15 protein-coding genes and 1 tRNA gene are annotated in these 17,947 nt (G+C 61.3%); 9 read left to right on the top strand and 7 right to left on the bottom strand.

Annotated elements, in window-relative coordinates; genetic code table 11:
- Nucleotides 1-20: 20 nt before the first annotated feature.
- The 6 genes from RLCC275e_RS20940 to RLCC275e_RS20915 all read right to left on the bottom strand — a co-directional run bounded on the left by RLCC275e_RS20940 (nucleotide 21) and on the right by RLCC275e_RS20915 (nucleotide 6,851).
- Complete coding sequence (locus RLCC275e_RS20940; RefSeq protein WP_027689426.1) at nucleotides 21-896, bottom strand: ABC transporter permease; 876 nt, start codon at nucleotides 894-896, stop codon at nucleotides 21-23.
- Nucleotides 893-1,840 carry an ABC transporter permease gene (locus RLCC275e_RS20935; protein ID WP_033181914.1) on the bottom strand — a complete coding sequence of 316 codons (948 nt, stop codon included), beginning with the start codon at nucleotides 1,838-1,840 and terminating at the stop codon, nucleotides 893-895. The genes RLCC275e_RS20940 and RLCC275e_RS20935 overlap by 4 nt, the downstream gene beginning before the upstream one ends.
- Before the next feature lie 229 nt (nucleotides 1,841-2,069).
- Entirely contained in the window at nucleotides 2,070-3,578 is a 1,509-nt protein-coding gene (locus tag RLCC275e_RS20930) for an ABC transporter substrate-binding protein (RefSeq protein ID WP_033181913.1), read from the bottom strand.
- Between the two features lie 91 nt (nucleotides 3,579-3,669).
- Entirely contained in the window at nucleotides 3,670-4,401 is a 732-nt protein-coding gene (locus tag RLCC275e_RS20925) for a FadR/GntR family transcriptional regulator (protein ID WP_033181912.1), read from the bottom strand.
- 209 nt (nucleotides 4,402-4,610) lie between these two features.
- Complete coding sequence (locus RLCC275e_RS20920) at nucleotides 4,611-6,053, bottom strand: M81 family metallopeptidase (protein WP_033181911.1); 1,443 nt, start codon at nucleotides 6,051-6,053, stop codon at nucleotides 4,611-4,613.
- 723 nt (nucleotides 6,054-6,776) lie between these two features.
- Nucleotides 6,777-6,851, bottom strand: a tRNA-Gly gene (locus tag RLCC275e_RS20915).
- Between the two features lie 256 nt (nucleotides 6,852-7,107).
- On the opposite strand from RLCC275e_RS20915, the gene RLCC275e_RS20910 reads away from it, so the two are divergent.
- The 4 genes from RLCC275e_RS20910 to RLCC275e_RS20895 all read left to right on the top strand — a co-directional run bounded on the left by RLCC275e_RS20910 (nucleotide 7,108) and on the right by RLCC275e_RS20895 (nucleotide 9,813).
- The gene (locus tag RLCC275e_RS20910) at nucleotides 7,108-7,617 is read left to right on the top strand and encodes a prolyl-tRNA synthetase associated domain-containing protein (protein ID WP_033181910.1); all 510 of its coding nucleotides are present in this window, start codon (nucleotides 7,108-7,110) and stop codon (nucleotides 7,615-7,617) included.
- Nucleotides 7,618-7,777: 160 nt separating this feature from the next.
- Nucleotides 7,778-8,752 (top strand): thioredoxin, encoded by a 975-nt coding sequence (gene trxA / locus RLCC275e_RS20905; protein ID WP_033181909.1) that lies wholly within the window; start codon nucleotides 7,778-7,780, stop codon nucleotides 8,750-8,752.
- Nucleotides 8,753-8,928: 176 nt separating this feature from the next.
- A complete protein-coding gene (locus RLCC275e_RS20900) occupies nucleotides 8,929-9,615 on the top strand; it encodes an LON peptidase substrate-binding domain-containing protein (protein ID WP_017995461.1) in 687 nt (228 codons plus the stop codon).
- 9 nt (nucleotides 9,616-9,624) lie between these two features.
- On the top strand, nucleotides 9,625-9,813 hold the full coding sequence (locus tag RLCC275e_RS20895; RefSeq protein ID WP_012759389.1) for a Trm112 family protein: 189 nt from the start codon (nucleotides 9,625-9,627) through the stop codon (nucleotides 9,811-9,813).
- A 45-nt stretch (nucleotides 9,814-9,858) separates the two neighbouring features.
- On the opposite strand, the gene RLCC275e_RS20890 is transcribed toward RLCC275e_RS20895, so the two are convergent.
- Nucleotides 9,859-11,073: a ubiquinone biosynthesis hydroxylase gene (locus RLCC275e_RS20890; protein ID WP_033181908.1), complete on the bottom strand. Its 1,215-nt coding sequence runs from the start codon at nucleotides 11,071-11,073 to the stop codon at nucleotides 9,859-9,861.
- A gap of 83 nt (nucleotides 11,074-11,156) precedes the next feature.
- On the opposite strand from RLCC275e_RS20890, the gene tesB reads away from it, so the two are divergent.
- From tesB to RLCC275e_RS20865, 5 genes are all read left to right on the top strand, one after another.
- Nucleotides 11,157-12,041, top strand: a complete 885-nt coding sequence (tesB, locus tag RLCC275e_RS20885; protein WP_033181907.1) for an acyl-CoA thioesterase II — start codon at nucleotides 11,157-11,159, stop codon at nucleotides 12,039-12,041.
- A gap of 210 nt (nucleotides 12,042-12,251) precedes the next feature.
- Nucleotides 12,252-12,602: a P-II family nitrogen regulator gene (locus RLCC275e_RS20880; RefSeq protein WP_003543684.1), complete on the top strand. Its 351-nt coding sequence runs from the start codon at nucleotides 12,252-12,254 to the stop codon at nucleotides 12,600-12,602.
- Between the two features lie 27 nt (nucleotides 12,603-12,629).
- Complete coding sequence (locus tag RLCC275e_RS20875) at nucleotides 12,630-14,060, top strand: ammonium transporter (RefSeq protein ID WP_033181906.1); 1,431 nt, start codon at nucleotides 12,630-12,632, stop codon at nucleotides 14,058-14,060.
- Nucleotides 14,061-14,310: 250 nt separating this feature from the next.
- Nucleotides 14,311-17,010 carry an FtsK/SpoIIIE family DNA translocase gene (locus RLCC275e_RS20870; protein WP_033181905.1) on the top strand — a complete coding sequence of 900 codons (2,700 nt, stop codon included), beginning with the start codon at nucleotides 14,311-14,313 and terminating at the stop codon, nucleotides 17,008-17,010.
- Between the two features lie 139 nt (nucleotides 17,011-17,149).
- Nucleotides 17,150-17,818: an outer membrane lipoprotein carrier protein LolA gene (locus tag RLCC275e_RS20865; RefSeq protein WP_033181904.1), complete on the top strand. Its 669-nt coding sequence runs from the start codon at nucleotides 17,150-17,152 to the stop codon at nucleotides 17,816-17,818.
- The last annotated feature ends 129 nt before the right edge of the window (nucleotides 17,819-17,947 follow it).

Below are 17,947 nucleotides of genomic sequence, written 5' to 3'. Positions count from 1 at the left end.
TCGAATGTCCTTTCAAGAAGTCATGCTTCGCGCGGATCGAGCGCATCGCGCAGGCCGTCGCCTAAAAGATTGAAACCGATGACGACGAGGAAGATCGCGGCACCCGGCCACATCGCCATCCATGGCGCCTGGGAGAGGAAATTCTTGGCGACGTTCAGCATCGAGCCCCAGCTCGGCGCCGGCGGTTGCTGCCCGAGACCGAGAAAGGAGAGGCTCGCCTCGGCGATGATCGCGGTGGCGATGGTCAACGTCGCCTGGACGAGGATCGGGGCGAAGACGTTCGGCAGGATATAGCGGGTGATGATGCTCGAAGACCGGAGGCCGATCGAGCGGGCGCCCTCGACATATTCTTCGGTCTTGACCGAGAGCACCTGGCCGCGCGTCAGCCGCACGAAAACCGGCATGGCCGAAAGGCCGATCGCAATCATCGCATTGGTCAGGCTCGGACCGAGAAAGGCTGCGAGCGCGATCGCGGTGATGAGGAAGGGCATGGCCAGAAATGCTTCGGTGATGCGAGAGATCACCATGTCGATCCAGCCGCCGAAATAACCGGAGATAAGGCCGAAGGGCACGCCGATGATAACGGCGATCGCCACCGAGAAGACGCCGGCCATCAGCGAAGCCTGCGCGCCCCAGATCATCCGGGAAAGAATGTCGCGGCCGATGTCGTCGGTGCCAAGCCAATGGGCGGCGGAGGGCGCCTTGCGGATCGCCGACCAGCTTGTGGCGTTCGGATCGGGAATCGGAAGAAGGGGGGCGGCAAGCGCGAGGATCGCGAAGAAGGCGATGATCGCCAGGCCGACGAGGGCGCCCTTGTTGGCCTTCAGCTTGCGCCAGGCACGGCTCGGCGTGCGGTCGACCGCAGAGGGAATGCTGGTCTCTCCGATCGCGGTCATAGGGCGGCCCTCATGCGTGGATTGAGCAGGACATAGAGAATATCGGCCAACAGGTTCATCAGGATGAAGCCGATCGCCGTGCAGATCACCACGCCCTGGACGACGGCGTAGTCACGGTTGAAGACGGCATCGACGATGAGCTTTCCGAAACCCGGAATGGTGAAGATCTGCTCGGTCAGCACGGCGCCGGCAAGCAGTTCGCCGAAGAGCAGGGCGGTCAGCGTCACGATCGGCAGCATGGCATTGCGGAAGCCGTGTTCGAGCACGACCGAGCTTTCAGCAAGCCCTTTGGCGCGGGCGGTGCGGATGTAGTCGGTACTAAGCACGCTCAGCATGGCCGAGCGGGTATGCCGCATCAGCGTCGCCGCCAGCGCGTTGCCGAGCACGAAGGAAGGCATCAGCATGGTTTCCAGCGAACGCAGCGGGTTGCTGAAGAAGGGTTCGTAGCCGGATGCCGGCAGCCAGCCGAGATTGACCGAAACTAGCAGGATCAGCATGATGCCGAGCCAGAAATTCGGGATCGACAGGCCGGTCAGCGCAATGATGTTGGCGAGATAGTCGATCATCGTGTTCTTCTTGACGGCCGCCAGGATGCCCATCGGCACGCCGATGACAAAGGCGAAGATCATCGACATGATGGCAAGCTGGATGGTGACCGGCAGCTTTTCGCCGATGAGCTGCAGAACCGGCTGGTTGGTGCGCAGCGAGATGCCGAGGTCGCCCTGCAGTGCCGCACCCAGCCAGCGGACATATTGATAGGGCACGGGATCGTTCAGCCGGTACTTCTCGCGCAGGAATTCGAGAACCTGCGGGTCGCGTTCCTCGCCGGCCATGGCGAGGATCGGATCGCCGGGCAGCAGCTTCTGCAGCGAGAAGACGAAGATCGAAATGATCAAAAGCGTCGGTATGGCGACCAAGAGCCGTTTGGCGATGTAGGTGTACATGGGCGGTCCTGACACGACTAAAGCATGTCGCGCAAAAGTGTGCAGCGGTTTTGCGATAACGACATGCGTAAAACAAAAAGCTAAAGCGGGTGAAGCGAATCTGAAAGATTGCGACGCGCTTTTAGAAACATGCGGCGGAGGGTTTCCGCCGCATGATTTGCTGGATCAAAAAGTAGAGCATGATGTCGTCCGAAAACCGCTCACACTTTTCGGCATCATGCTCTAGGGATCAGCCGGCTTTCTTGACGCCGACGAGGCGGATCATGCCATCCGGCGACGGAACGAAGCCGGTGATGTTCTTGTGCAGCGCCCAGATCCAGGACTGATGGCCGAGATAGATGATCGGCAGATCATCGTTGAGGATGACGGCGGCGGCATCATACTTCTGCTTGCGCACGGCATCGTCGGTCGATGCACGGGCTTCGTTCAGCAGCTTGTCCACCTCGGCGTTGCAGTATTTCGTGTCGTTGATGCCGCCCTTGCAGGTGATGAACTGATGGATGTTGCCATCGGGATCGACGCGGCCGGACCAGTCGGAACGGCTAAGCTGATAGTTGCCGGCCGTCTGTTCGCTCAGCAGCGTGGCGAATTCCGTCGATTTCAAGCTGACGTCAAAGCCGGCTTCGCCGACCATCGACTGGATGATCTGCATCATCTGCATGGCAACGGGATTGTTGGGGATCTGCAGCTCGATCGGCACGCGGTCGAAGCCGGCTTCCTTGATCAGCGCCTTGGCCTTGTCGAGATCGCGGGCGGGGACGGGAATATCCTTGTCGAACCACGGGCTGCTCGGCGGGAAGGGCTGGTTGCCGGAGACGGCCGTGCCCTCATAGACGATCTGGTTCACGGCATCGCGGTCGATCGCCAGCGAGAAGGCCTGGCGCAGGCGCTTGTCCTTGCCGAAGGGATTGTCGGCACGCGCACCGTTGCCGATATTGGTATAGAGCGCCATGTAGCCGGTGCCGACGGCGTCGGCATAGACGAGGCTCGAATCCGCTTTCACCGCTTCAGCATCGGTTGCGGCCAGGCGCTCGATCATGTCGAGATCGCCGGAACGCAGATTGGCGAGGCGCACTGTCGTATCCGGGATCGGCAGATAGGTGAGCTTGTCGATGAAGATCTTGTCCTTGTTCCAGTAGTCCTGGAACTTTTCGAGCACGATGCGGTCCTGCTGCACGCGCTCGACGAACTTGAACGGGCCGGCGCAGACCGGGTGATCGCCGAACTTGGCGCCGAGTTCCTTGGCGGCCTTCGGCGAGACGATCATGCCGGCGCGGTCGGAAAGCTGGGCAAGAAGGGTGACGTCAGGCGCCTTGAGGCTGAACTTGACCTCGTATTCGCTTGTCGCCTCGACCTTTGCGACCGAACTGAGCTCGCTCTTGCGGCGTGATTCCGGCAGGGTGATGTTGCGCTCGATGGTGGCGACGACGGCTTCGGCGTTGAGCGGGGTCTCGTCATGGAACTTGACGCCTTGGCGCAGCTTCATGGTGAGCTCTTTGCCGTCGGCCGACCAGCTCCATTCGGTGGCAAGCTGCGGCACGATCTTCAGGTCCGGTGAGACGTCGACCAGCTTGTCGCACATCGCAGTATAGACGATGCGGCCGACGAAGGTGCGTGACTGCGCGGGATCGAGCACGTCGGCATCGTCCTGCAATCCGATCTTCAGGTCGACGGCGAAGGCAGGAAGCGCAAACAGCGCGCCGGCAACGGTGGCGGTCAGCAATTTGGCGATCTTCATTCCATTCTCCTCTGTTCTGTTTGTTTGGTTTTGGCTTCCATTCCGGCGGTTATGGCCCGCCCGTCTCTCTTCTCCCTGCTCACCTCGCTGTTCAGGCGAGGGTCTTGTCGACCTCCGTTTCGCTATGATCGAGCGAGGTGATGCGGATCAGGCTTTCCTGCAGCGTCAGCAGATGCAGGCGCATCGCTTCGCCCGCCTTGGCAGGATCATGAGCGGCGATCGCATCGACGATCGCCGTGTGCTGACCGAAGGTTACGGGCCGCGTCCGGCTGGCGCTGCGGGCGCGCTCGCGGATCGTCTGCCAGGCCTCGTCCTGTCGCACCCGGTTGATGACGTCGAAGATGGTGAGGAAGAAACCGTTGCCGGCGCATTGGGCGATCTGGCGGTGCAGCGCCCCGTCCCAGAGTTCGCGGCCGTCGGCATCGGTGCTTTCGTAGATCTTCTTCACCAGATCATACATGCGCTCGATATCGGCGGCCTTGGCGCGCATGGCGGCAAGCTGGGCGAGCTGCGGTTCGATGCGCAGGCGCACTTCCATGACTTCCATGAGATCGGTGCCGGCAACGATCGAGCCGACATGATCGCTCCAGCCGTCGGGGCGCGGGCCGGCATAGGTGCCGGAGCCTTGGCGGCGCCAGATGCGGCCCTCAGCCTCCAGCACTTCGAGGGCACGGCGGACGGCACGGCGGCCGACGCCAAGCATTTCCGAAAGGGTGCGCTCGGTCGGCAGCTTGCCGTCGGCGTCGAGACTGTCGGACCGCAGCAGAGCCCTCAGCCTCTCCAGCGCATAATTCGAATTGCCCTGCGTCTCATCCATCGGCATTGGCATAAATGGTCCGAACCAATTTTCTATTGGTTCAGTCCAAACCAAATAGCGCCGACCGTCAAGCGCTTTTTTGTGCAAATCCAAATCTGCCCTTTTTTTGCTCAAATCCCGCTATTGCCGCCATACGGGAAAGCAGTCGATCGCGGGACAGGGCGGCGCCGCGATCGACAATGTCATCCAGAAAATGCAATTGGTTCAGCTGAAGCTCAGGCCAGCGTCGAGCGTGCGGAGAGAAAAACCTGCGGCTCGAAGGCAAAATCCTTGTCAAAAGGATAGGTCGGACGCTGCTTGCGCAGCCGCGGCAGGCGCTCGACGAACTGATCGACGACCCCTGTTGATAGCGCCATCAGGTTCGGATTGGCGATCGGCGCCAGTTCCGGCGAGAGATAGCCCGATTTGACGACGATGATGCTGGCCTTGTGTGGGTCGAGGCCGAGCCGGGTGAAGTCGACGATGTTGTGATAGGGCCGACGCTTGGCGGAGAGCACGAGATCGATACCACTGACCGAAACTACCGCCTGGCGGTCTGTGGGATCTGATGTCTCATGCAGGAACTTGACCGTGAAGCGGCCGTGAACGGGCTTGCTACCCTGGGTGTCGAGCGAGGCGCCGACACTGAGCTCCAGTTCCGCACCGATGCCAGCGGCATAACAGGCCTCGGTCACCGCCTTGTCGGCGATGCCGGCAAAGACGACGCCGGTGGCGCCCCTGGCAATCAGCTCTGCCAGCACATCAGCCCGGTCCCCAACGCCGCCGCCGGTCGGGTTGTCGCCGGATTCGGCAAGCACCACAGGAGCGGTCGGGCTTGCGATCGCCCTTTCGACACATTCCTCGAGCGTGCCGGTCTTGCAGCCGAAGACAAAGTCTTCGCGCGCATCCCAATAGGCCCTCGCCAGACGTTTCGCCTCGCGCTCCAGCACGGCCCGGTCGGTGCCGGTCATGATGGCGGCGGCCGTGGCGCGTGGTTCATCGGCCCAGACATAGCCGACCATCAGCGATGCATCCCAGACGCCGTCGATCGCATCCATCCCAGGCAGCATCTCATAGAGGCCCTTTGCCGGCTCATCGACGGTGCTGGTGCGCTCGCCGGGCAGCACGACCGGAATCGGTGCCCAGAGAACGAGCGGCCGCTCTCCGGTTTTCAGGCTCTTCACCAGCATGGAGACGGAGCGGCGCATCGTCTCCTCGACATCGATATGCGGCGCGGTGCGATAGGTGGAATAGATATCGAGCGCATCGATGATGCGTTGCGTGACGTTGCCGTGCAGGTCGTAGCTGGCCGAAACCGTGCAATCCTTGCCGACCAGCGCGCGGGCCGCACTGATCCAGTCCCCTTCCGCATCCTCCATGCCCTCGACATACATGGCGCCGTGCATGGCGAGATAGAGACCGTCGAGCGGCAGCATCGGCTTCAGCCGCTCGAGGAATTCACCCTTGAAGGCCTCGTAGGTGGCGCGCGAAACCGGGCCGCCGGCAATGGCGCGCGCATGAATTGTCGGCAGAAACTCGGCGTCATAATCCCTGAGGAAGGCGAAATAGGGCGCTGCCAGCAGGGCCTCGCCGCGTAATACTCGAAAATCCTTCTCCTCGTTCAGGACGGGATTGTATGTGCTGCATTCGATATGAATGCCACCGACGGCGATGCGCATGGGAAACCTCAATGATGTTGGGAGCAGTCAGGAAGTTATGAGCGATGCTGGCAACCCGGCTCCAGCGCCAGTATCGACGCGCCGGGTGCGGATTTGTGTCGGTCGACGGAGTTTGTGCTGCGATAAACTGAACATTCGGGATCCGATCCGAAGACGCGTCCTTTTGCCTCGACAATAAGTTTAGAAACGAACCAATCAACCAAAATAAATTACAATCTTGATCTTCTAGGCCGGCGTCGAGCTGGAAGGTGCCGTAATTGGTGAGCCCCGACCGACTCGGTTTTTTCCGTCGGATGCCGCGGGCCGATTGCTGCCGACAAACGCGGCCGCGTCGGCATAAAGAAAAAATCCCACTTCGGGATCCCGAAATTCCCCCGCTTCTGGATTCCGAAATTCGTGGCGTTTTGGGCGGTGTTGCCGCGGGGAAACATCCAATGATTTCAATACTGCAACCAATTTCGGGATTCCGAAGTGCTATATAGATTATGGTGGGGTCTGGCTGATGGAAGTCGGTAAAGCGCTCGACAGGTCGCCGAACTGGAAGTCGATGCCTACCCACTCAGAGGCTATCCGCCGTATTCCTCGAGAATGGCTATCAGCTCACGGATTCCTGCCAAAATGACTCGGAGGCGTAGCGCAGGGCGTCAAATCAGCTCTTGCCGTGCGTTGGCGCAAGCGCGTCTATCCCGGCGCTAAGCAGACATTTAATTTTATTGGAGAAACTGGAGCGGGCGAAGGGATTCGAACCCTCGACCCCAACCTTGGCAAGGTTGTGCTCTACCCCTGAGCTACACCCGCTCAATCCGCATCGGTCCGGGGTAGTTGTTGGACCGTGGGCGCCGCCTCGCGGCGACCGGCGCTATATGGCCTAACGGGTTTTCAAATGCAACAGGGAAATGACGGAGAGGCGAAGAAAAATTCCGGTTTTCGCAGACGCCCGGCGGAAAGGCCGCAAATGCGGGGCAAAGCGTCGGTCGCAAAGATTGCCAAACGATGTGGACCGACTTAATCAGGACGCCTCGCTTTTTTCCCTTCCTGCCCAATGGATTGCCCCATGTCCGAAAACGCCCCGAAGACAAGAGAACAACTGTTTGCCTTTCTCGACGGGCTCGGCATTGCCCATAAGACGGTCGATCATGCGCCTGTTTTCACCGTGGCGGAATCGGTGGCCCTGCGCGACGAGATCCCCGGCGGCCACACCAAGAACCTGTTCGTCAAAGACAAGAAGGACAGGTATTTTCTGCTGACCGTGGAGGAAAATGCTGCCGTTGACCTCAAGCAGGTGCATAATGCCATCGGCGGCTCCGGCCGGGTCTCTTTCGGCAGACCGGAGAAGCTGATGGAGTATCTCGGCGTCGTTCCGGGTTCGGTGACGGCGTTCGGCGCGATCAACGATACTGCGGAGAATGTCACCTTCGTGCTCGATGCCGAGCTGATGGCGCACGAGATCGTCAACTGCCATCCGCTTTCCAATGATGCGACGACATCGATTGCGAGCAGCGATCTTATCCGTTTCATGGAAGCGACCGGACATAAGCCACTTGTCTTGAAAGTGACGTCCTGACATACGATTTTAGCGCTAAAGCGCGTCGCGATCTTTTAGATTCGCCTGCCGCGCTTTAGTCTTTGGTTTTGCGTATGTCTTTATCGCAAAACCGCCACACAGTTTTGCGCGACATGCTTTAGCAAAGACGCCGGAAGGATCGGCGCGGCGGGAGATACCTATGAGCGGCAGCGACAACCCCTATAGCGGTTCCTTCGGAAATCAGATGACGGCGACGACAAGTTTCGGCGGGGCACTGGAACCCGCGGCTGCGGCTGGCAGCTACATCACGGATACGACGACCGCGAATTTCGCCAAGGACGTCATCGAGGAATCGCGCAAGCAGCCGGTGCTGGTCGATTTCTGGGCACCCTGGTGCGGTCCCTGCAAACAGCTGACGCCGGTATTGGAGAAAGTGGTCAACGAAGCCAAGGGCCGCGTCCGGCTGGTCAAGATGAACATCGACGACCACCCCTCGATCGCCGGCCAGCTCGGCATCCAGTCGATCCCCGCCGTCATCGCCTTCGTCAACGGCCGTCCTGCCGACGGTTTCATGGGCGCCGTGCCGGAAAGCCAGATCCAGCAGTTCATCGACCGGATCGCCGGTCCGGCCGGCGCCGACGAGGCGGCCGAAATCGAAGCGGTGGTTGCTGAAGCGGCGGAACTGCTTGCCGCCGGCAATATCAACGAGGCCGCTCAGCTCTACGGCGCCGTGATGCAGGCCGATCCCGAGAATGCCAAGGCGCTTGCCGGCATGGCCGAATGCATGATTGCCGCCAACCAGCATCAGCGGGCGCGCGAAATCCTCACGGAATTGCCGGAAGAGCTGGCGAAAGACGCCGGCATCCAGGCCGTGCTGATGAAGCTCGAGCAGATCGAGGAGGCCCGCAAGCTCGGTGATCCCGTTGCGCTCGAGCGTGAACTGGCCGCCAATCCCGACGATCACGAGGCACGGATCAAGCTTGCCAAGATCCGTAATGTCGAAGGCCGGCGCGACGAGGCGGCCGACCATCTGCTGCTGATCATGCGCAAGGACCGTGCCTTCGACGATGACGGCGCCCGCCGCCAGCTGCTGCAGTTCTTCGAGGTCTGGGGCTTCAAGGATCCAGCGACGGTTACAGCGCGGCGCAAGCTTTCGGCGATGCTGTTTTCGTAGGGCGCCGCGCATCCGCAGTACGCGCCACGGTCGGTCTATCGCATTGAATCGGTGCAGGATCTTTTCCGAGAACCGATTCCGATTTTCGGCGTACGAGTTAAGTTTCGAGCATCTGCCCTTGCGTTTTCGGACGAGGGCACCACATTCTCGTCAGGACGGGCAAGCCCGTTACAAGAATGCGGGACGGTTTCATGCAAGTCGGGAATGCCAGATACCTGAAGCCGGGCGATCTGCCTGATGCGATCGCTGTCTTCCCCCTGACCGGCGCCCTCCTCCTGCCGGCCGGGCAGCTTCCCCTTAACATTTTCGAGCCGCGCTATCTGGCGATGCTGGATGCCGCACTGACCGGAAACCGGCTGATCGGCATGGTGCAGCCGGCATTCGGCGAACACGAGGACAAGGGCGGCGAGCCCAATCTTGCCGCCGTCGGCTGCCTCGGCCGCATCACCTCCTTCGCCGAGACCGGCGACGGGCGCTATATCGTATCGCTGACCGGCGTCTGCCGCTTCCGGCTGCTGGAGGAGAAAGCCACCAGCGATCCCTTCCGCATCTTCCGTATCGCCCCTTTTATCGCCGACCTCTCGGCTGCGAACGAGGAGGAGGCGGTCGATCGCGCAGCGCTTCTGACCGCCTTCAAGGCGTATCTCGATGCCAACAAGCTCGAGGCCGACTGGGAGAGCGTCGAACGCGCGAGCAATCTGACGCTGGTCAACTCGCTGGCGATGATGTCGCCCTTCGGGCCGGCGGAAAAGCAAGCGCTGCTGGAGGCGCCCGACCTGAAGACGCGAGCCGAGACGCTGATCGCCATTACCGAAATCGTGCTGGCGCGCGTCTTCGGTGACTCCGACACGGTTCTGCAGTAGACTTCAGCCATGGACGAAAAACTCAGCCGCGTCGATCCAAAGTTGCTCGATCTCCTGGTCTGCCCGCTCTCCAAGGGCCGGCTTTCCTATGATCGCGAGCAGAATGAACTTGTCTCGGAAAAGGCGCGGCTTGCCTATCCGATCCGCGACGGCATTCCGATCATGCTGGTGTCAGAGGCTCGCCGTCTTGATGAATAGAGCGTCCTTAGCGTTTCCGATTTCGAGTTATGCGCAAGCGCCTCTTTAAATCGTCTCTCCGGCAAGCAGCCGCGGATTGTCCTTTGCCGTCGTTCCGGCCGCCTGACCGATGAAGAAGGATTTGAGGCGTGGCAGCCGGTCAACGATGCCGAGGCCGACGTCGCGGGCGATGCGGATCGGCGTTGCGTCGTTGGAGAAGAGCCGGTTCAAGACGTCGGTCGTCACTCCCATGCGGAACGTGTCGAAGCGCCGCCAGGTCTGGTAGCGCTCGAGGATGTTAATCGAGCCGATATCGAGGCCGAGGCGATCGGCATCCACGATGGTTTCGGCAAGTGCCGCCACATCCTTGAATCCGAGATTGAGGCCCTGCCCCGAAATCGGGTGGATACCATGGGCGGCGTCGCCGGCCAGCGCGAAACGCGGCGCGACGAAGGAGCGCGCCAATGTGAGACCGAGCGGGAAGGCGCGCTTGTCGCCGATGACTTTCAGGCTCCCAAGCTTGTGGCCGAAGCGGCGTTCGAGCTCTTCCTCGAAGATCAGGTCGTCGGCGGCGACCAGCCGGTTGGCATCCGGTGTCCGCTCCGTCCAGACGAGCGAGGAGCGGTTGTTCTTGAGCGGCAGGATGGCGAAGGGACCGGCCGGCAGGAAATGTTCCTCGGCGCAGCCGTCATGCGGTCGCTCGTGTTCGACGGTTGCAACGATGCCGGATTGGCCGTAGTCCCAGGTGACGGTCCTGATGCCGGCGAGATCGCGCAGTTTCGAGCGTACGCCGTCACAGGCAACCAATAGCTTGGTTTCCAGCGTGCTGCCGTCCGAAAGCGTGACGGTGACATGGGTGTCGTGGGTCTTCAGCTCCGTGGCGCCGAGCCCATGGCGGATATCGATGCCGAGCCTCTCGCAGGCGCCGCGCAGGGCTGCGACCATCGCGACATTCGGGATCATGTGGGCGAAGGGCCGGCCTTCGGAGACTTGGCCGTCGAAGGTCAGAAAAACCGGACGCACCGGATCGGAGGTCTTGGAGTCGGTGACGATCATCTTGGTGATCGGCTGGGCTTCCGGCTCGATCTCGCTCCAGATGCCGAAGACCTCGAGCATCTTTGCCGCCGCCGCGATGATGGCGGAAGCGCGCGTATCGTTTTTCCAGACATGTTCGGGGGCCGCCTCGACGACCGCGACATTCAGATGGGGTGCTGCCTGTTTGACCGCGACGGCGGCGGAAAGGCCGACATAACCCCCGCCCACAACCAGCATGTCCAGCATCGCACCGCTCCCGTACCTTGTGCCTCAGATGTGCTCTATATAGATCATCGCAACTTCACTTCCTACCGCCGGGAGACATAGAAATGACGCGCGAGACATCGGGGCCTTCGGCGATGGAGACGCTGCTTTCGACGCTCGATCTCGAGACGATCGAGGTCGATATCTTCCGCGGCCGCAGTCCCAAGGTCGGCTGGCAGCGGGTCTTCGGCGGCCAGGTGATCGGCCAGGCGCTGATGGCGGCGCAACGCACCATCGAGGGCGAACGTTTCGTCCATTCGCTGCATGCCTATTTCATGCGTCCCGGCGATCCCTCGGTGCCGATCATCTATCAAGCGGAGCGTATTCGCGACGGATCGAGCTTTAATACGCGGCGTGTCGTCGCCATCCAGCACGGCAAGGCGATCTTCGCGCTGTCGGCCTCCTTCCAGGTGGAGGAGCCGGGCTTCGAACATCAGATTGCGATGCCCGATGTCGAGATGCCGGAGGCGCTGCTCGGCGAGCAGCAGATCAAGGAGCAGTATCTCGCGCATGCGCCGGAAGCGATCCGAAAATACTGGCAGCGCGAGCGGCCGATCGAGATCCGCCCCGTCTCGCTGACGCATTATTTTTCCGACAGGAAGCTCGATCCGAAGCAGGACGTCTGGGTGCGCGCTACCGGCCCGGTTCCCGACGACCGGCTCTATCAGGCGGCGGTGCTTGCCTATCTTTCGGACATGACGCTGCTCGATACGTCGCTCTATGCGCACGGAACGTCCATCTTCGACCAGAGCCTGCAGGTGGCGAGCCTCGATCACTCCATGTGGTTCCACAGACCCTGCAAGCTCGACGACTGGCTGCTTTATACGCAGGACAGTCCATCGGCTTCAGGCGCCAGAGGATTAACCCGGGGTAGCTTGTTTACGCGATCGGGTGAGCTGATTGCCTCTGTCGCACAGGAAGGTCTGATTCGGAAAAAGGCAAATGAATAAATAATGTGCATCTTTTCGAATTTGCGCGTTATTTGTGCGCTTATCGGCCGATCATTTGCCTGTTTATTGGTATTCTTTATTATAACCTTTACTTTTCAATAACTTACGATCTGCCTCGAATCTGGCACGCCCCTTGAATGTATATCGCCGGTCGCTGTTCAGGAACGTCAGCGGCAAGGAGAGTCGGCTCCGCGCCGAGGATAACGAAGGATGGGAAACCAGATGAAAATTGTGATGGCCATTATCAAGCCGTTCAAGCTCGATGAGGTCCGCGAAGCCCTTACGGCGATCGGTATTCAGGGGCTGACCGTAACCGAGGTGAAGGGCTACGGGCGCCAGAAGGGGCACACCGAGATCTATCGCGGCACCGAATATGCAGTCAGCTTCCTGCCGAAGCTCAAGATCGAAATCGCTGTTGCATCGGAACTCGTCGATAGGGCGGTCGAGGCGATTGCGGCATCGGCCAAGACCGGCCAGATCGGCGACGGCAAGATCTTCGTCTATTCGATCGACCATGCCGTGCGCATCCGTACGGGCGAAACCGATTCAGAAGCGCTGTAAGAACGGCAGATCAAGGAGCTTTTTCCAATGTCAATTTCGAAGTTTTCTTCCACCTTTGCGCGGCTTTGCGCAGCTTCGGCCGCCCTTCTGGCGCCGGCCGTCGCTTTTGCGCAGGAGGCTGCACCAGCTGCTGCCACCGCAGCTGCTGCTCCTGCTTTCACCATGGACAAGGGTGACAATACCTGGATGCTCGTCTCCTCGGCGCTCGTCCTTTTGATGACCATCCCCGGCCTTGCGCTTTTCTACGGCGGTCTCGTCCGCGCCAAGAACATGCTCTCGGTGCTGATGCAGGTCTTCATGATCACGGCCGTCGTGGCGCTGATCTGGGTGACCTACGGCTATTCGCTCGCCTTCACCGATGGCGGCTCGCTGAACAGCTTCGTCGGCGGCTTCTCCAAGGCCTTCCTCGCCGGCGTCAACACCTCGTCGCTCGCCGAGACCTTCTCGAAGGGCGTCGCCATTCCGGAATACACCTTCATCGTATTCCAGATGACCTTCGCCTGCATCACGCCCGGCCTGATCGTCGGCGCATTCGCCGAGCGCATCAAGTTCTCGGCCGTCATGCTCTTCGTCGTGCTCTGGGTCACCTTCATCTACTTCCCGATGGCACACATGGTCTGGTTCTGGGGTGGTCCGAGCTCCTACACTTCGCCGGCCGGCCTGATCTTCTCCTACGGCGCAATCGACTTTGCCGGCGGCACGGTCGTTCACATCAATGCCGGTATTGCGGGCCTCGTCGGCGCCATCATGCTCGGCAAGCGCACGGGCTATAAGAAAGAAATCATGGCTCCGCATTCGATGACGCTGACCATGGTCGGCGCCTCGCTGCTCTGGGTCGGCTGGTTCGGCTTCAATGCCGGCTCCAACCTCGAAGCCAATGCCTACGCCTCGCTTGCTTTTATCAACACCTTCGTCGCAACGGCTGCCGCCGCTGTGTCCTGGTGCATCGTTGAATCCCTCACTCGTGGCAAGGCTTCGATGCTGGGTGGCGCTTCCGGCGCGGTTGCCGGTCTTGTCGCCATTACCCCGGCGGCAGGCTTTGCCGGCCCGATGGGCGCGATCGTTCTCGGCCTCATCGTCTCGCCGGTCTGCTACTTCTTCGTCGACGTCGTGAAGAACAAGTTCAACTACGACGACAGCCTCGATGTCTTCGGCGTCCATTGCGTCGGCGGCATCATCGGTGCTCTCGGCACCGGTATCCTCGTCAACCCGGCGCTCGGCGGTGCAGGCATCGTCGATTATTCGACGGCCGATTTCGCAGCCTCCTATGCCGGCACGGCAACCCAGGTCTGGGCTCAGGCCAAGGGCGTGCTGACGACGCTGCTGTGGTCGGGCATCGGCTCGGCGATCCTCTACAAGATCGTCGACGTCGTCATCGGCCTGCGCGTCACCGTCGAAGCCGAGCGCGAAGGGCTCGACCTTTCGACCCACGGCGAAGCCGCTTACCACTCTTCCTGATCACAGGGTTTGCGGCGCCTGGCAAAAGGGCGCCGCTGCACAGCCCGTCGCGGCCTATCTAACCATAGACCGCATTTGGCCCGGACCTTTCAAGGTTCGGGCTTTTTTCATTTCCCGGTTCGGAATGCACGTCCAGCCATGCATGGTTAACATCGCTTTAACCCGGCTCTGATTAGGTGGAGCGGACGCATTTTGACACGGCGAAGCTTTCGCGATTCGCGTGTCCTCAGGCATTGGACGGGTTAGACACATGGCAAGAAGCACGTCGCCGGCAATGGATGGCCGTCCGGATCGGTTCTCCTTCTCGGCATTCATGCTGCGGCAGATCCAGGCGCTGATCGGCTTTGCGATCTTTCTGCTGCTGGCTTTCTGCGTCGCGGCGCTGGCGACATGGAATGTTGCGGATCCGAGCTATTCCTATGCCACCGCCAACCTGCCGACGAATATTCTCGGTTACAGCGGGGCTGCCTTTGCCGATATTGTCATGCAGTTCCTCGGGCTTGCCAGCGTCGTTTCGATGCTGCCGATCGTCGCCTGGGCGCTGACGCTGATCTCGGGTCGCCGCTTCAGCCGTATTCCGGCCCGTGGCGGCGCCTGGTTGGCCGGTTCGGTGCTTTCCTGCGCCGTCATCGGCTGTTTTCCGCCGCCGCTCACCTGGCCGATTCCGAACGGCATCGGCGGCGTCGTCGGCGACATGATCCTGCGTTTTCCCGCACTCTTCGTCGGCGCCTATCCGACGGGCACCTTCGCCATGGTCGTCGGTTGCATCTTCGCCGCGCCGACCGCCTGGATGATGCTGTTTGCATCGGGCCTTGTCGGCCGCAGCGACGCGGACGAGGAGATCGAGGAGGATTACGTCGATACGCGGAGTAGCAAGGCCCGCGTCGTCGGAGACGAGGACGAGGAGGAGGACGAGTCCCGCTGGGTCGCTCTCAGCGGTGCCGTGACGCATGCCTGGTATATGAGCCAGGGCCGACTGCGCCGGCTCTTCGGCATGGGGCCGCGCAAGCGGCGCCAGGGCGATTACGAATCACCTTATGATTTCAACGATGACGAGTTCGGTACGCTGAACGAACCCGTCCGCGCCAAGGCGCCGACCGTCCGCGGCGAGCGCATGGAACCCTCGATGGAGCCATCGATGGGGTCAAGAACGGCTTCGCCGCGGCGTATCGTCTCCGCGCCGTCGATGTCCATCGATGACGATGACGATAATGACGACGACCTGCCCTTCGACAACGACATGCCGCCGCGCCCGGCCGATATCCTGCCCGACGACGATGAGGACGACGACTGGATGATCCGCGCACCGGCAAAGGCGGCCGGCAAGCCGGAACCGCGCGTCGTCCCCGTCGTCGCGCGTCCGAAGCCCAGCGCCCGCATCGAGCGGGAGGCGCAGCGCTCGTTCATCCGTCCGGAGGGCTTCCAGCTTCCGTCGATGCATCTACTCGCCGAACCGAAGAATGTCGTGCGCGACTCCACGCTTTCGGCCGATGCGCTGGAACAGAATGCCCGCATGCTCGAGGGCGTGCTCGAAGATTTCGGTGTCAAGGGCGAAATCATCCATGTCCGCCCCGGCCCTGTCGTCACGCTCTACGAACTGGAGCCGGCGCCCGGTATCAAGTCGTCGCGCGTCATCGGCCTTGCCGACGATATTGCCCGCTCGATGAGCGCCATTGCCGCCCGCGTCGCTGTCGTGCCCGGCCGCAACGCGATCGGCATCGAATTGCCGAACCAGACGCGCGAGACCGTCTATCTGCGTGAACTCATCGCTTCCCGGGATTTCGAGGGCAGCAAGGCGAAGCTCGCCATGGCGCTCGGCAAGACGATCGGCGGCGAAGCCGTGATCGCCGATCTCGCCAAGATGCCGCATCTGCTCGTCGCCGGCACTACCGGCTCGGGTAAGTCGGTTGCCATCAACACGATGATCCTGTCGCTGCTCTACCGCATGACGCCGGAACAGTGCCGGCTGATCATGATCGACCCGAAGATGCTCGAACTCTCCGTCTATGACGGCATCCCGCATCTGCTTTCGCCTGTCGTCACCGATCCGAAGAAGGCCGTCGTCGCGCTCAAATGGACGGTGCGCGAGATGGAAGAGCGCTACAAGAAGATGTCGAAGATCGGCGTGCGCAACATCGACGGCTTCAACACCCGTGTCGAGCAGGCGCTGTCGAAGGGCGAGGCGATCTCGCGCACGGTGCAGACCGGATTCGACCGCCATACCGGTGAGGCGATGTACGAGACCGAGGAATTCGATCTCCGGCCGATGCCCTATATCGTCGTGATCATCGACGAGATGGCCGACCTGATGATGGTCGCCGGCAAGGATATCGAAGGCGCCGTCCAGCGTCTGGCGCAAATGGCTCGTGCGGCCGGCATCCACGTAATCATGGCGACGCAGCGTCCGTCGGTCGACGTCATCACCGGTACGATCAAGGCGAACTTCCCAACCCGCATCTCCTTCCAGGTCACGTCGAAGATCGACAGCCGCACCATTCTCGGCGAACAGGGCGCCGAACAGCTGCTCGGCATGGGCGACATGCTCTACATGGCGGGCGGCGGGCGTATCCAGCGCGTGCACGGCCCGTTCGTTTCGGATGTAGAGGTGGAAGAGATCGTCTCCTACCTGAAAACCCAGGGCTCGCCGCAATATCTCGACGCGATCACCGCCGATGATGACGAGGATGGCGATTACGGCGGCGGTGGCGGCGGCCCGGCCGGCACGTCCAATCTTTCCGAATCGGAAGATCCCTACGACCAGGCGGTCGCCATCGTGCTGCGCGACGGCAAGGCATCGACATCCTACGTCCAGCGCCGCCTGGGCATCGGCTACAACCGTGCTGCCTCGCTCGTCGAGCGCATGGAGAAGGAGGGCATCATCGGACCGGCCAACCATGCCGGCAAACGCGAGATCCTCGTTCCCACAGAAGGCGACATCCTCGACCGCTGACAGAACAGGCATATATTTCCAATACAGCCGCTTTTGCGGAAACCTGATAGCGCCGAAGCCGTTACCTCTCGCAGGCCGATCGCAACGCCTTGAAGACGCCGCCTTTCGGCAGCATGCAGATCGCATAAAGGAGATTTAGATGAGTCACTCCGATACCTTCCTCTCCGGCCTGACGGTAACGCGCCGCGACCTTCTCGGCGCCTTCGCCGTCGCCGCGATGGCGAGCGCCATTCCCTTCGGCGCTCATGCGCAGGCGGCAGCGCCTGCCTCCGGCACGGCGCAGGCGATCGCCGATCATTTCTCCGGCGTCACGACGATGCAGGGCGAATTCGTGCAGTTCGGCCCGCGCGGCGAGCAGACCGGTGGCAAGTTCTTCATCCAGCGCCCCGGCAAGCTGCGCTTCAACTATGACGATCCGTCGCCAATGCGGGTGATCGCTGACGGCAAGAACGTCGCCATCGGCAATACGAAGCTGAAGACCTGGGATCTCTATCCGCTCTCCAAGACCCCGCTCAGCCTGCTCCTGGCGCAGCATATCGATCTGTCGGCCGGCATGGTGAAGGGTGTGAAGGAAGAGTCCGACCTGACGACGATCGCGCTGGGCAACAATACGGTGTTTGGAAACTCGACCATCACCATGATGTTCGACCCGAAGACTTACGACCTGCGTCAGTGGACGATCACCGACAATCAGGGCAAGGACACCTCGGTGATGATCTTCAACGTCAAAACCGGCATGCAGTTCGACGATCGCGTCTTCCGCGTGCCCTATGAGACCATTCCAGGCACGCCTCAGTCGCGCGACTGAGAGCTTTTCGGTTGATCGCCGGCCGCTTTCGCACGCGGTCGGTTCCCTCGCGTCCGCCTTTGTTTTAAAGCCCTTTCGTGAAAGCGCGTCGCGTAGGGCCGCGGTTCGGCCAGCATGCGAGGCATTGGA

The organism is Rhizobium brockwellii, from assembly GCF_000769405.2.
Lineage (GTDB): Bacteria > Pseudomonadota > Alphaproteobacteria > Rhizobiales > Rhizobiaceae > Rhizobium > Rhizobium brockwellii.
This window is presented reverse-complemented; position numbering and strand designations above follow the sequence as displayed.